The organism is Rhodococcus sp. IEGM 1351 (assembly GCF_030056875.1).
Lineage (GTDB): Bacteria > Actinomycetota > Actinomycetes > Mycobacteriales > Mycobacteriaceae > Rhodococcus_F > Rhodococcus_F opacus.
Genome location: NZ_JASHKU010000039.1, coordinates 39,458 through 52,758 on the forward strand (window position 1 = coordinate 39,458; position 13,301 = coordinate 52,758).

Below are 13,301 nucleotides of genomic sequence, written 5' to 3' on the forward strand. Positions count from 1 at the left end.
GGTAACAAGTCGGAGCCCGTCACCGACGTAGTAGATGTCGTAGTCAACGATGACGGACCCGAACAGCGGGCGCTGGACTCGAAAGGCGAGCAGGCAGATGAACGAACTGCTGAGCACGCTGCCGGAAGAGCACCGGGAGATTTTGATCCTCCGCCTCGTGGTCGGTATGTCAGCCGAGGAAACGGCCCCGGCCGTGGGTAGTACCAGTTCCGCGGGGGTGACGAGGGCAGGTGAGAGGTTTGGCTAGGAGCAAGCGCAACGGCAATCCCGATGCCGATCTCCCAGGAGACGACGCACCGGTGGACGTCGCGGCAGTGCGCCGCGACGACGCTTTGATCGACGCGATCGCCGGTGGCGGTCCTGTCGCGACGGATTCGCCGGAGCAGTACGAGCTCGCGCTTCTGCTGACCAATTGGCGCGCCGACATCGTGGCGACGCCGATGCCGACCGGGCCGCTGCTCGACGACGTGATCGCGGCGATCGACGCCCCGGACGCCCGTTCCGCACGCAGCGCTGCCCGCGGCAAGCTCCGCTTGTTGCGACCCATCGCCGGCGCTGCCGCCGCGATCGCGGTCGTCATAGGTGGCGTCACCATCTTCTCGTACAACGCCGCACCCGGCGATCCGCTGTGGAGCGTCAAGTCGGTCGTGTTCAGCCAGCAGGCCGATTCGACCGTCGCGCAGATCGACACCACGTCGCAGCTGCAGGAGGCCGAGCGGCTGATCGCCGCGGGCGACGCGGAGGCGGCGAAGAACCTGCTCGAGGGCGCCGCAGACCGTTCCGGCGGGGTACGCGACGCCGACCTGCGCAACGAACTCGACGTGTGGCGTGCGAAGCTCGCCGCGGAGGTCGAGAAGATCGCTCCCACCACGCCGCCCGCGACGACGACGCCCGGTACCACCACCACCGACGCGCCGACACAGACCACCGAACTGCCGGCCATCGTGCCGGGGACACCCGGTTCCACGACCGCGCCGGGAGTCGAGCAGTTGCCGGGAACCCTGCCCACGGATCTGCAGCTTCCCGGACTGCCGCCCACTTCACTGCCGCCGCTACCCACGACGACGCTGACGCTCCCGCCCGAGACCTTGCCGTCCACCAGCCCTGAACCCACCATCACGATGGTCCCGCCTCCGCAGCCGCCCCTGCCTGTCCCTTCCGACAACCCGACCACCCAACCGCCCCCGCCTACGCCGTCGGACAACCCGACCACCCAACCACCCACCCAGCAGCCACCGCCGCCGGAGCCTTCCTCGGCACCGCTCCCGCCGCCAGGCCCGACCAGCTGAGAATTCGGCGGCCATACCGCAACGGCACAATCGCCCCACTACGGATCATCGTCACCATGAACGACACAGCTATGCAGCTGGGCATGCTCCCCGCTCGCACCCGGAAGCACCGAAGAAAACGTCATGGTCGGCATGCACAAACTCAGATCCCGCTTCACCCGCTCCTGAACACGGCACACCCCCTCAGCCCCGGGACGTGTCGACTTCCCCGGGCAGAGCTGTCACCACGACCGCATTTCTTGCCGAAGTGCTATCGAGCGGGCCGCCCTACACGACACAGCTCAGTCATTCACAACAGATGGAGTGATCGCATGACCGAGGTCGACCAACCGACAGCCCGCGTGCAGCAGCAGCTCGGCCGTCTGACCGACGAGCAGCCGCCCCTCACCAACGCCGCCGCGGTGCTCTGGGACGTGATCGTGTGAGCACGCCCGCTGATCTCGACGAGCAGGTAACCGAGGTCCGGGATGCACTGCACGCTCTCCGTCGAACCCTCCTCGACCTCGAGCGCACCTACGCAGACCTCGATGCCAACACGCTCGACGTGGACGCACTCGGCGACCCGACCACCGCACCGGAAGCGTTGGAGAGCGCCGTCGACGCCCTCCGCGCCGCTCAGGACACACTCGGAATCGCTGACGCCGACCTCGACGTAGCGAAGCGACACACCTCACGGTTGAAAACGCGCGAATGACCGCGGCCACCGGCGGTGTGCCCCCGGTCGACACGCCGCCACCCGGGTAGGCGCACCGCAGACGTCGGTGCAGCCGAGCGCCTCCGCGGCTGCGGCGAGACGGCGTTGCAGGCCGGGATGCGCGAGCGGTTTCGACGTGGCCGGCCGGTACCGACGCCGGTACAGCAGCCCATCGAGCCCGGGATGTGCGGCCGCAATGGTGCGGGCCTACCGCTGGGTGATGCCGTGGTGGGAACGTTCGTCGACGGCCGGAGGGTGTGGGAGCCTTCGCGCCACTTACACTGCTTCCCATTCCATTTGGGCGATCACATCTCGCGCGGACTCGACGTCGCCGCCACTGGTGAGCCAATCGATGACCGACACTGGGCTCCCCGCCGAGGAGTCGACCCGGACCGAGGTGTGCTTCGAGTTGTCGTTCGAGAGTGCGGCTATCGGTCGAAGGCGGCGGTCGCGGCAGCGGCGACCGCTGTAGCCGTGAGGAGTAGAGCTACCAGCAAGGCATGGTGTCGGGTCATACCGTGACTCCCCCGCTGCAGCGAACGGCCTCGTCTGTGGCTGATGTGCGTGATCACGAGTAGCAGCACCGCCATCGGTACCAAGGTGAGCGATGCAGCGCGGTCACCATGGGCGGTGGGAATGTGGAGGAGCGCCACCGTCGTCGCGGCGGCGGAGAGTGTGGTTCTCCGCCAGGCCAGCGCGGTGCGGTCTGGTTGTAGTCCCGGATCCCGGTCAACGGACCCGATCACGACCACAATGCCGCTCCGGCGGCGAGGAGCGTGAGGATCCCCAATCCGAGAGCGAGAGCGGGCACGAGGACGGAGCCCGGAAGTGGCAGGTTTCGCCTGATGGCCGACTGCGCGGCCTTCCAGCGCAGATACGCGCCGGAGGCGAGGACGGTGGCCAGCCCGAAACACACCATCGTGATCGTCATCTGCAGTGCCCCGGAGGGCAACGCAAGTAACTGGTGGGCAGCCACACCTGCCGCCAGGAGCGCCATCGCGGTGCGGATCCATGCCAGGTAGGTGCGTTCGTTAGCCAGCGTGTACCGGTAGTCCGGTTCCTCATCCGCCGAACTTGAGTCCGCTGGTGGACGGGAGGTCAGAATGCCCATCGCGCGCGGCCGGCCGTTTTGGCTTTCAGTTCGGTCGCGTGGTCGCTGCCGTCGAGGAAGGCCCGCGATTCCGCCACTGCCCATCCGTAGACGCCTTTCGCCATAGTGGAAGTGGCGCCTTGTTCCAGCTGGCCGAAGACGTCGACGCGGACCTGATGCGAGTCGCGGTTCTGCGGATCGGCATCGGTGGCCATCTGGGCGAAGTGTCCCGCCAGCCGGTGTTCGCCTCGTGCCAGTAGGGCGCGCGCCCGCTCGGCCAGTTGGGCGGCGCCGCCGCCGAGGTCCGCGATCTCACGGGCGAGGTCGGCGCGGGGGGCGGACTTGAGGTTGGCGGGTTTGCCGTCGTACCAGCCGCCGTAGAGGCGCCAGACGTTGCGAATGACGAATTCCGGTTCGTCGTAGGAGGGGGCGAGGTAGGGCTTGCGGAGGAGTTCCGCGGGGGCGGTGACGCTGTGCACGACCTCGTCGAGGGTCGCTCCGGCGTTCATCATCTCGAGGGTGCGGCCATGCAGGATTTCCAGGAGTTCGGCGGCGTCGGTGAGGGTGGTGCGGATTCGGTCGGCGCCGAGGACGGGGAGCCCGTGTCCGGGGAGGAGGATTTCGGCGCCCAGGTCGGCCATCCACCGCAGGGTTCGGGCCCATTCGTGTGCGAAGCGTTGCACCTTCTGCGGGTTTCCGGCATTGGGGCTGGCCCAGATGAAGAAATCACCACAGCACAGGATCTTGCGGTCGGGGATCCAGGCGATCGTGGCGTCATCGGTCTCACCGCGGGCGTGATGAAGTTGCACCTGCAGGTCGTCGACCGTGAGGTCGGTCTGGTCCGTGAAGGTGACGTCGGGGTACCGGTATTCGGCCGGCCACATAAGGTTCGGTGCCTGGAATTGGCGTTGGTTGATGATGCCGTTGTAGCCGCGGGTTTTCTTGTAGCGGTCGAACCGGCTGATTACGTTTTCGTGTGCGAGGACCGTGGGGCGGGTCCAGCCGCGCTCGCGCGCTTTCGTGTCGAAGGGGTCCATGCCGAAGACGTGGTCGACGTGTCCGTGCGAGTAGACGGCCGTGTGTACCGGTTGCTCGGAGATTTGTCGGGTGGCTGCGAGCAGGTCTTCGGCGGTGCGGCGGTCGCCGGTGTCGTACACGAAAAGGCCAGTATTGGTGGGAAATACGTAGACGTTGCCGAAAGCCGGCCACATGTAGGCGCCTTCCGCGATGTAGTGCATTCCCCGCCGGGCAGTTCGACGGACTCGTGAGGAGCATGTTGTGAGTTCGTCGGAGAGCGATGTCGCGGTAGTTCGGCACCATCACAGCGGACGGCTGGACATAGAACTCAATCGTCCCGAGCGGAAGAATGCCTTGACGGTCCCGATGGTCACCCAGCTCGCCAGAACTTTCGCTGACGCTCAGGACGACGACACAGTCACCGCGGTGTTGCTGTACGGCGCGGGCGGGTGCTTCAGTTCCGGTTTGGATCTTGCCGAAGTACGCCCGGGCGAGCCGAAAATTACCGCGGCGATCTCCGACCTGCACACGACCCTGTCCGGGTTCGAGAAGCCGCTGATCGGGGCACTGGAGCGGGCCGCTGTCAACGGTGCTGCGGCGATCGCGCTCGCCTGTGACCTCCTTGTAGTGGGAGAGACGTCGTTCCTCATGGTCGGCGAGGCGGAGATGGGGGTAGCTGCGCCGAACAATCTGCGGTGGTTGCTCGCGAAATACGGCGTGAACCAGGCACTGCAGCTCACCCTGGCCTGTGAACGTCAGTACGGTCCGGACCTTCTGCGCCGCGGCTTCGCCTACGCAATGGTGCCGGACGAGCAGGTTGTGGGCCGGGCAACCGAACTCACCGACAAGATTGCGGCCTACCCCAACGGCGGGGGAATCGCCATGAAGCAAGCGATTCTGACGCGCAAAACACTGCCCGCGTAAATGCGTACGCACGGCGGCACCTGCGGTCGAAAACCGCAAGACAACACAATGCACAACCGGGCGGACAGGTCGCAGGACGCCTGGTCATCCCAGGTCTGGGGATCCTGGCCGCGGTGGTGCTTACACGGGACACTCGAAGGAGACAATCGAATGGGCATGACAACAACTGCAGAACACCGCGCGCTTCGCGACGCGGTTCGGGAGTTTCTCACCGCAACCAGTGAACCGGCCGACGTATTGGCCTACCAGGACACGGAACTCGGATACCGACCCGAGATGTGGGCGACGATGGCCGAACAACTCGAACTGCAAGGAATGCTCGTCGACGCGAAGTACGGCGGATCAGGCGCGGGTATCGGTGACCTCGTCGTGGTCGCCGAGGAATTCGGGCGCTCCGCAGCATGCAGCCCCTTCTTCGCGAGTTCGGTGTTGACCACGCTCGCCATCGCGGATTGCGCCCAGGAGCGTTGGCTCAGTGAGCTGCTGCCAGGTCTCGCCGCGGGCACTCGTCTCGGGTGTCTGGCATTTGCTGACGCCGACGGGTGGTGGCAGGCCGGCTCGGAAGCGGTGCGTGCACACCCGGACGGCGACGGCTGGCGGATCGACGGACGGGCCGATCACGTGATCTTCGGTCATTGCGCCGACACTGTCGTTGTCGTCGCCCGAACCGAAGACGGGACCGGCCTCTTTCTGGTGGAACCATCGGACACGAGCATTCGGCGGGTCCGGTGGCCGGCGTTGGACCAGACCCGTCCGCTGACGACCTTCACCTTCGACAGCGCGGCAGCAGAACGAATCAGTGGCACCACCGACATTTCGGAGACACTGTCCCGAGCGCTCGACCAGGCGCTCGTCGTGCAGGCGGCGGAGAGGGTCGGCGGTGCTCGCCGGTGCCTGCACCTGACAACTGACTATGCGAAGACCCGCAACCAGTTCGGTCGTCCGATCGGTACCAACCAGGCTGTCAAACACGGGCTGGCCGATCTGATCCGGGCGCTCGAACCGGTCGCCGCTGCGGTCGCCGTCGCCGCTCACGCCGCGGATACCGATGCGCCGGAACTGCCGGCACTGGTGAGCGTGCTCTGCGTCGCGGGGACCGAGAGGTACCTGCAGATCGCCGGCGAGACGATTCAACTACACGGCGCGATCGGCTTCACCTGGGAGCACGAGGCTCACCTTCATCTCAAGCGGGCGAAAACCGATCAGCTGATGTTCGGATCGTCGGCATGGCACCGCGAGCGTCTGCTCGCCGGAGTCCTCGCCACCGGCACCGCGGTCGAGGCGCCGGCGCGGGCCGACGAACCCGCTCCGCTGGCGGACCTGCAGACCGAGGTCCGCGCCTGGCTGGCCGAGCACCGCGCCGAGGGAACGCCACTCGAATACGCACAGGAACCGTTCGGACACGAAGACACCGACGCCGAGAAGCACTGGACCGATCTGTTGCGTCAGGGGCGTTGGCTGTGCCTGTCCTGGCCGGAGGAACACGGCGGCCGAGGACTGGGACCGGTCGAAACTTTGGTAGTAGAGGAGGAGTTCGCGCGCGCGGGACTTCGACGCCCGCAACTCGGAATGGGCGAGACCCTGCTTGCGCCCGCCCTGTTGGCGCACGGAAGCGAGGACCAGAAGCGCCGGTTCCTGCCCCGCATTCTGTCGGGCGAGGACACCTGGTGCCAGGGCTTCTCCGAACCCGAGACCGGATCCGATCTCGCCTCACTGCGGACCAGCGGAACCGTTGACGGCGACGAGTTGCGGATAAACGGTGACAAGATCTGGACCAGCCACGGCGGCCAGGCCAACATGATGTTCCTGTTGTGCCGCACCGACCGCGACGCACCGAGACACCAGGGCATCTCGTTTGTCCTTGTTCCCATGACGGACAACGGCATCGACGTCGACCCCATCCGGATGGCGTCGGGCGACAGGGGGTTTGCGCAGGAACGGATAACCGATGCGCGCGCCCCGTTGAGCAATGTGGTGGGTGGGCTCTGCAACGGTTGGGCGGTCGCGATGACCACACTCGGCGCCGAACGAGCAGGCAAGGCGGCGACGCAGTATGTCGGCTATCGCCACGAACTGGACGTGTTGGCGGAGCGGCTGGACAAGAACGGTCGGCTCGGCGACGTCATCGTCCGCCAGCGGTTGGCGGAACTGGTGGTCGAGGTCGAACTGATGCGTGCCGTTGGTTCCGTGATCGGTGCCCGTGTTGCAGAGGGAGAGACCGTGGACAAGTTGCTGGCGATCGACAAGGTCAATTGGTCGGAGTATCACTGTGTCTTCGGGTCGACGGCGCTGGAGCTTCTCGGGGCGTCGGCTCTGACCCGCCCCGACGGGGACGGATATCAACTCGACTCTCTGCAACGCGTGTTCCTCGAGAGCCGGGGACGCCGGATCGCACGCGGGTCGAATCAGATTCAGCGCAACATCATCGGCGAACGGATTCTGGGTTTGCCGACGTAGACGCCCGAGCGGTCACTCCAGCCGGGTGATTCGCCGGCTGTGACGGGCCTCCCCCTTCGACTGGCTCGCTTTGTGCTTCGTTCAGCAGCATGTACGACGCCATCAGGCATGCGTCAACGCTTCCCCCATCGTGCGGTTGAGGGTGCTGAGCGAGCGGACGGCACTGCGAACCGGCCCCGGTGTGGTGGTCGACTGCAGCATGACGTCGGGTGCCGAGGTTTCGGTGAGTTTCTCCGGAGGCTCTACGTGCTCACCGGCGAGTGCGCGTTTGACGTCGGCGATGGTTTCCTTGGTGACGTCGGCTGCTTGGCGCAATGCCCTCGCGGTCTCCTGCGACGGTCCGCTGTCCGGTTCGCCGCGAGAGGCGCTCACCCCTGCTCGGGCAAGTGCATGAGACGACCGATTGCTGACAGTCATGATCCGCAACAACCGTTTCGCTCCCCGACGAGTCCGCGTCGTCGGTCCCATTTCCAAGGGTTTGCCCGCCGTGACAAGGTCCTTCAGCGCGTTGTCCAACTTCCGGATGTCGGCGACCAGGTCAGTCTCGTGCCCTGGTTGGACGACGGCTCCGATAGCGGTGTCGACGATGGCAGTCATCCGATCGAGGTAGTCGTCGATCTTCGAGGTCAGCGTCGATCTCGTTCCGGTGGAGAAGATGAAGTACGCCGCCGCTATTCCGACGATTCCGCCGGCCGCCGTTTCGTAGATGCGCAGTTCGAGTACCTCGATGCTGAATGTGCCGAGCAGTCCGTACAGCATCGCAAGCATCACGGTGACGAAGAAGGAGAGCAATGCGTAGGCCACCGTGACGAGGTAGAACGCGAAGAATACGCAGACGACGAGCAGGAGCAACTGCAACGGCTGGTTGTTTCCGACCAACGCGGACAGCAATACTCCTGCAAGAACTCCCGCGATGGTGCCGACGACGCGGTGCCCTGCGCGCGAGAGAATCTCTCCGCGGGTAGACGCTCCGGTGAAAACGAGGAAGGCCGTCAGGACCGCCCAGTACCAGCGGTCGGGCGAGATGAGCTCACCGAGGATCGTTGCAGCGCTGGTCGCGACGGCTACCTGGATCGCGGCTTTGGTGCTCGGGTTCCATCCGGTGTCCGTTTCTTCGTCCTCGTCCGGCTTCTTCCTCGGCTCCGATTCTGTTCGCAGGGCGTTGTGGGTGATGTGATGGATCGCGATGTGCGCCTGCACTGCTCGCATCGCGACGGTGGTCGCGATACCCGCCGGAGTCGATGGATCGGACTTGTCTGCGGCCGCGGCGGCGAGCCGTCGGGCAGCGCGGAGCTGGTCATCCGACGGATTGTTCTGCAGGCACGATCCCAGTGCCGTGGTCGCCTGCCCCAGCGTATTCGGCCACGACTTGTCCGGGTCGAGCGCCCACAGCGCGCTGACGAGTTGTTCGGTAGCGATTTGCGCATCGAAGATACGAACGGACAGATCTTCGTTGGTGACGCTCAGGAGCTGAGCTGCATCGTTGCGGTCGAGCCAGTCGTCGATCATCAGGGCGGTGCTTCCGAGCCGATCGAGTTTCTTGCGCAGTAGATCGAGATTCCGATCACCCCTGTTCGACGCCACCTCCAGCACGTCGATCGACGCGGCCCGCAGCGCCCGAACCAACCGTGTGAGTTCGAGCCCGGGCCGGTCCGGCAGGATCACGGTACGGACGAGGAGCGAGATACCGACGCCGGCGACGATGGACACGGCGAGGATGGGAATCTGCCCAGGCTGGGCCCGAAGGAAGAGTGCGAAGAAGTAGCAGATGAACGCGACCATCCCGAGAGCCGTACCTCGCGGGCCGTAGCGCCGCACCCAGACGGCCGCGAAGAGCACCGCGATGAAGCCCACATCGGCGACCATCCCGAACTGTGACAGCACCGCGGACATCGACACCGCCGCGAGTGCAGGGAACACGAGCAGCAGTGTCGTGATCACCCTGCTGTGCTGATCCTTGTCCTTGACCGCCGCCGAGGACTGCATCGCGACGACCGTCCCGAGCAGCGCGACGGTGAGTGGCTGGCCGATCAGGTTGGAACCCGGTAGCAGCACCACCATCGCGAGAATGACGGTGATCGTCGTGGCGGTTGCGGCACGTAGCCGCAGCCTGCCGGGATCGGAGACCGCGAGAAAACGGACTGTCTCCTGTACGACCCGAAAAGCCATTCACCGATTGTGCGCCTCCGGCACCCGTCAGTCTCGGACGACGTCGCCACCGATCTCTTCGAGATCAACCGCGCCTTCGAGGAGGAACAAGCACCGGCCCTCCCGTCCACCGGATCGCAGGTGGAAAAAGTCACGGCCGGTGAGTATTCCGTCGGATTCTTCATGGGCTCACCGGCCCTGACTGCGGAGCAACGCACCGGCGGACTGATCAAAGCGGTCTTCCCGGACGATGGCACGCCGCTGTTGCGCCGCGGAATATCGATGCTGCAGGGCGCCCCGCACCCGGTCACCACGAAGCTGTTCACCGACTTCGTGTTGTCCGCGGACGGGCAGGCCGCCGTCGCCGAGGGCGGACTGACCGCCTACCGCGACGGGGTGGAGCGCGCCGACGGCGGTGTGCCCACCTACAGCGACGTCATCGCCTCGGTAGGCGAAGAGAACACGATCCTCATCCCGTACACCAAAGCATCCGACGAAGAGATCCAACAGTTCTCGGACCGTTGGTCTTCGTTGCAAGCCGGCTGAGCCGAGATAGCGACATCACACCATGACACTGACGACACCGCCCGACACCCGGACCCCCGAATCCTTCGTCCCGCTACGCCCGGGTGAGCCCGGAAGCCCGTGCTACCGCAAATTCCGCAACATCGGCCGCGACACGATCATCCAGTACTCCGTGCTGCTGATCCTCGCCGCACTCGTCCTCGCCCCGGTCGTGCCGACCCTCTACCAGTCGTTCATCGACCGCCCGCTCTACGAGAGCGGCGGAATCTTCAGCCTCGACAACTACACCGAAGCCGGGTTCGGCGACGTCATCGTCAACACGGTGCTGTTCGCCGGCCTGACCACGATCCTGGCGCAACTGTTCGCCGTCCCGATGGCCATCGTGATGCACCCGCACCAAACTGCCCTTCGGCAACTTCATCGTCGGCTCGATGCGCTGGCCCTTCTACATCTCCTCACTGCTGCTCGGCTTCGGCTGGATCATCCTCTACTGACCCGCCGGATTCTTCAGCGTCCAGTTCCGCGAGTTCTTCGGATTCGTCCCGTGGAACCTGTACTCGATCCCCGGGATGGCGCTCACCGAAGCCGTCGCCCTGGCCCCGATCGCGTTCACCTTCTGTGTCGGCGCGCTGCGCCAGGCGGACGCCTCCCTCGAATCGGCGGTACAGGTCTGCGGCGCCGGACCCGTGCGGATCCTCCGGTCGGTCGTGGTTCCGATGTTGCGCCCACCGATCGTCTACAGCTCGGTGCTGATCGTGAGCATGTCCCTCGAAACGCTGTCGGTTCCGCTGCTCTACGGGCAACCCTCCGACGCCGTCGATCCAGATGGTGTCGCTGTCCCCGGGCCTGGGTGCGTACCGCGCGCGAGCCTACAAGCAAAGCGGATCAGACAGAGGTGGATGTAGTCCCGCGCAACCAGATACCGGCGGCGGTGGGCAAATCTTCTCGACCGAACCCAAGGGGACGTGTCATATTCCCAGTTCAAGCCCCTTTCCGTGGTGCTTCTGTGCTGCGATGATCACGGCCGAGTACGGTAGGCGCGTAGTCGCGTGTACCGGTCGGGTTTCGAAAGCTCGTCGTTGAGGATCTGCGCGATCTCGGCGAGTGGTTCGGGTTGGTCCATATCAGCGTGTGTGCTGTGGACGTCACGTGTCTCAATGTTCCCGGTGATGTACGACTCCCAGCTTTCAGCAGACGAGTCGCGTGAAATTGATCCGTCTTCCGTCAACGTTGGGCGGAGAAATAACATGTCCCCGTGATAGACCGGCGGGATATGGGTCTTCGTCAGCTGTAGATGATTCCGATACAGCATAAAGGCAGCATCCTCGATGGACGCGTTCTCAGGCGAATCGACCATCTCTCCGTATCGGTCATGCGCCCATGCCCATATCGATTGTCGCAGTTCCTCATCCGAGGGCTCCTCAGCGATGTGACGATCCGTAAGTGCAGGCACGCTGTCCATCATCGCGAGGAATGCAACCTCGAGCCCTCGGCGTTCCAGCGCGGTGGCGATCGCATGGGCGACAAGGCCACCGAACGACCATCCGAGCAGAAGAAACGGGCCGTCGTCCTGAACGGTGAGGATCTGCTCGAGATAGTCGGCGGCCATCGTCTCGATCGACGTCGGTAGCGGCGTCACTCCATCGAAGCCCCGTGCTTGCAGGCCATATATGGGCCGGCCGGGGAGGTGGGCGCGAAGGCCCATGTAGCACCAGCTCAGTCCGCCACCCGGGTGGACACACCACAGCGGCGGTCCTAATCCTTCGCTTCGGATCGGCAAGATGGCCGCGAACGGATCGAGCGAGTCGGGTTCGGCCTCCTCACCCAGGCGGGGTGCGAGTTCGGCGACCGTCGGAGACTCGAAGATCACCCGGATCGGGACCTCCACCCCCGACACCGACCGAATCCGGCTCACCAATTGCGTCGCGGACAGCGAATGCCCACCCAGGTCGAAGAAACTGTCATCGATCCCCACGCGGGGAACACCGAGAACCTCGGCGTAGAGCGAAGCCAGCGTGTCCTCCACCGGTGACCGCGGCGCCCGGAACACCCCGCCGGTGAACTCCGGTGCCGGCAATGCTCTCCGATCCAGTTTCCCGTTCACCGTCAGCGGCAACCGGTCCAGCACCACCACCGCCGCTGGAACCATGTATTCCGGCAGCATCCCGGCCACGAACCGGCGGACCTCGACACCTGTGCCGGTGTCGGCGGCATCGGAGACCACGTAACCGACCAATCCGGTGCCGGTGGCGGTGTCCCGGGCCACCACCACCGCCTGGGTCACGGCCGGGTGTGTCAGGAGACCCGCCTCGATCTCCGCGGGTTCGACCCGGAATCCGCGAATCTTGACCTGCTCGTCCGCTCTTCCGTAGAACTCGAGCACTCCGCCGGAGGTCCAGCGCACCAGATCCCCGGATCGATACATCCGCGCACCCGGCTCCCCGAAGGGACACGCCACGAACCGCTCCGCCGTCAACCCCGGCCGGCCGACATACCGCTGAGCCAACTGCGCCCCGGCGATGTACAGCTCCCCCACCGCCCCCACCGGAACCGGCACCAACCCCGCACCCAGCACGAACACCTGCGTGTTGCCCACCGGCGCCCCGATCGGCACACTCGCCCGGTCGGCGCGTTCACCCGACTCGGGTAGCACGAAGGTTGCCGCGAAGACTGTCGTCTCGGTCGGCCCGTACCCGTTGACCAGAATCAGAGGATTCACGTGCTCGCCCCGGGACCAGCCCTGCAACCCGGCCGGATCCAACACCTCACCGCCGAACACCACCATCCGCAGCACCGAATCCGCCCCCACAGCGGGATCCTCACGCTCGACCTCGGCGAACTCGTAGAACGCCGACGGCGTCTGACCGAGAACCGTCATCCGCTCCCGAACCACCACCTCCCACAATCCGACCGGCGAACGCATCACCTCCCACGGCACCACCACAACCCGGGCCCCGTGCACCAACGCCCCCCACAACTCCCACACCGAGAAATCGAACGCCACCGAATGACACCACCCCCACACGTCCCCGGCATCGAAGCCGGCCCACCCTGCGGTACCGGCGAACAGCGACACCACACTCCGGTGGCTCACGGCGACGCCCGGGTCTGTCAAGTTAACGGTGTAACTGTTTGAACTGTGACTACTTTCGTCCGG

Annotated in this window: 12 protein-coding genes and 1 pseudogene; 7 read left to right on the forward strand and 6 right to left on the reverse strand. The window is 65.4% G+C overall.

The genetic code is table 11. From position 1 onward, the window contains the following. Window positions 1–3: 3 nt before the first annotated feature. The 3 genes and pseudogenes from QM806_RS41500 to QM806_RS37725 form a co-directional block, all read left to right on the forward strand. Window positions 4–247 (forward strand): annotated as a pseudogene (locus tag QM806_RS41500) (RNA polymerase subunit sigma); the annotation flags it as partial. Then, window positions 231–1,289 (forward strand): anti-sigma-D factor RsdA, encoded by a 1,059-nt coding sequence (locus tag QM806_RS37720; RefSeq protein ID WP_283294803.1) that lies wholly within the window; start codon window positions 231–233, stop codon window positions 1,287–1,289. The pseudogene QM806_RS41500 and the gene QM806_RS37720, both read left to right, overlap by 17 nt. 421 nt (window positions 1,290–1,710) lie before the next feature. Then, entirely contained in the window at window positions 1,711–1,983 is a 273-nt protein-coding gene (locus QM806_RS37725; RefSeq protein WP_005260568.1) for a hypothetical protein, read from the forward strand. Between the two features lie 428 nt (window positions 1,984–2,411). Here QM806_RS37725 and QM806_RS37730 read toward each other — a convergent pair whose 3' ends face one another. The 3 genes from QM806_RS37730 to QM806_RS37740 are packed head-to-tail and all read right to left on the reverse strand — an operon-like array spanning window position 2,412 to window position 4,284. Further along, window positions 2,412–2,735 (reverse strand): DUF202 domain-containing protein, encoded by a 324-nt coding sequence (locus QM806_RS37730; RefSeq protein ID WP_005563914.1) that lies wholly within the window; start codon window positions 2,733–2,735, stop codon window positions 2,412–2,414. Beyond that, on the reverse strand, window positions 2,726–3,094 hold the full coding sequence (locus tag QM806_RS37735) for a YidH family protein (RefSeq protein WP_120660888.1): 369 nt from the start codon (window positions 3,092–3,094) through the stop codon (window positions 2,726–2,728). The genes QM806_RS37730 and QM806_RS37735 overlap by 10 nt, the downstream gene beginning before the upstream one ends. After that, complete coding sequence (locus QM806_RS37740) at window positions 3,082–4,284, reverse strand: alkyl sulfatase dimerization domain-containing protein (RefSeq protein ID WP_283294806.1); 1,203 nt, start codon at window positions 4,282–4,284, stop codon at window positions 3,082–3,084. Before QM806_RS37740 ends, QM806_RS37735 begins: the two co-directional genes overlap by 13 nt. 67 nt (window positions 4,285–4,351) lie before the next feature. Between QM806_RS37740 and QM806_RS37745 the strand changes: the two genes are divergently transcribed. Beyond that, entirely contained in the window at window positions 4,352–5,014 is a 663-nt protein-coding gene (locus QM806_RS37745; protein ID WP_054248514.1) for an enoyl-CoA hydratase/isomerase family protein, read from the forward strand. Window positions 5,015–5,164: 150 nt separating this feature from the next. Beyond that, window positions 5,165–7,471 carry an acyl-CoA dehydrogenase family protein gene (locus QM806_RS37750; protein ID WP_054248515.1) on the forward strand — a complete coding sequence of 769 codons (2,307 nt, stop codon included), beginning with the start codon at window positions 5,165–5,167 and terminating at the stop codon, window positions 7,469–7,471. 102 nt (window positions 7,472–7,573) lie between these two features. Here QM806_RS37750 and QM806_RS37755 read toward each other — a convergent pair whose 3' ends face one another. Beyond that, window positions 7,574–9,640: an FUSC family protein gene (locus QM806_RS37755; RefSeq protein WP_133984207.1), complete on the reverse strand. Its 2,067-nt coding sequence runs from the start codon at window positions 9,638–9,640 to the stop codon at window positions 7,574–7,576. Window positions 9,641–9,649: 9 nt separating this feature from the next. On the opposite strand from QM806_RS37755, the gene QM806_RS37760 reads away from it, so the two are divergent. Then, window positions 9,650–10,165 carry a substrate-binding domain-containing protein gene (locus QM806_RS37760; protein ID WP_166680593.1) on the forward strand — a complete coding sequence of 172 codons (516 nt, stop codon included), beginning with the start codon at window positions 9,650–9,652 and terminating at the stop codon, window positions 10,163–10,165. Window positions 10,166–10,238: 73 nt separating this feature from the next. On the opposite strand, the gene QM806_RS37765 is transcribed toward QM806_RS37760, so the two are convergent. Next, entirely contained in the window at window positions 10,239–10,565 is a 327-nt protein-coding gene (locus tag QM806_RS37765) for a hypothetical protein (protein ID WP_005563933.1), read from the reverse strand. A 148-nt stretch (window positions 10,566–10,713) separates the two neighbouring features. Between QM806_RS37765 and QM806_RS37770 the strand changes: the two genes are divergently transcribed. Continuing rightward, on the forward strand, window positions 10,714–11,049 hold the full coding sequence (locus tag QM806_RS37770; protein ID WP_054248517.1) for an ABC transporter permease subunit: 336 nt from the start codon (window positions 10,714–10,716) through the stop codon (window positions 11,047–11,049). A 113-nt stretch (window positions 11,050–11,162) separates the two neighbouring features. Here the strand turns inward: QM806_RS37770 and QM806_RS37775 are convergent, their stop codons facing one another. After that, complete coding sequence (locus QM806_RS37775) at window positions 11,163–13,238, reverse strand: alpha/beta fold hydrolase (RefSeq protein WP_283294810.1); 2,076 nt, start codon at window positions 13,236–13,238, stop codon at window positions 11,163–11,165. Window positions 13,239–13,301: the final 63 nt, after the last annotated feature.

Coding starts and splice junctions, on each gene's coding strand:
- QM806_RS37750 (WP_054248515.1), top strand. CDS start 5,165: ATGGGCATGACAACAACTGCAGAACACCGCGCGCTTCGCGACGCGGTT.
- QM806_RS37765 (WP_005563933.1), bottom strand. CDS start 10,565: ATGAAGTTGCCGAAGGGCAGTTTGGTGCGGGTGCATCACGATGGCCAT.
- QM806_RS37735 (WP_120660888.1), bottom strand. CDS start 3,094: ATGGGCATTCTGACCTCCCGTCCACCAGCGGACTCAAGTTCGGCGGAT.
- QM806_RS37740 (WP_283294806.1), bottom strand. CDS start 4,284: ATGTGGCCGGCTTTCGGCAACGTCTACGTATTTCCCACCAATACTGGC.
- QM806_RS37770 (WP_054248517.1), top strand. CDS start 10,714: ATGGCGCTCACCGAAGCCGTCGCCCTGGCCCCGATCGCGTTCACCTTC.
- QM806_RS37755 (WP_133984207.1), bottom strand. CDS start 9,640: ATGGCTTTTCGGGTCGTACAGGAGACAGTCCGTTTTCTCGCGGTCTCC.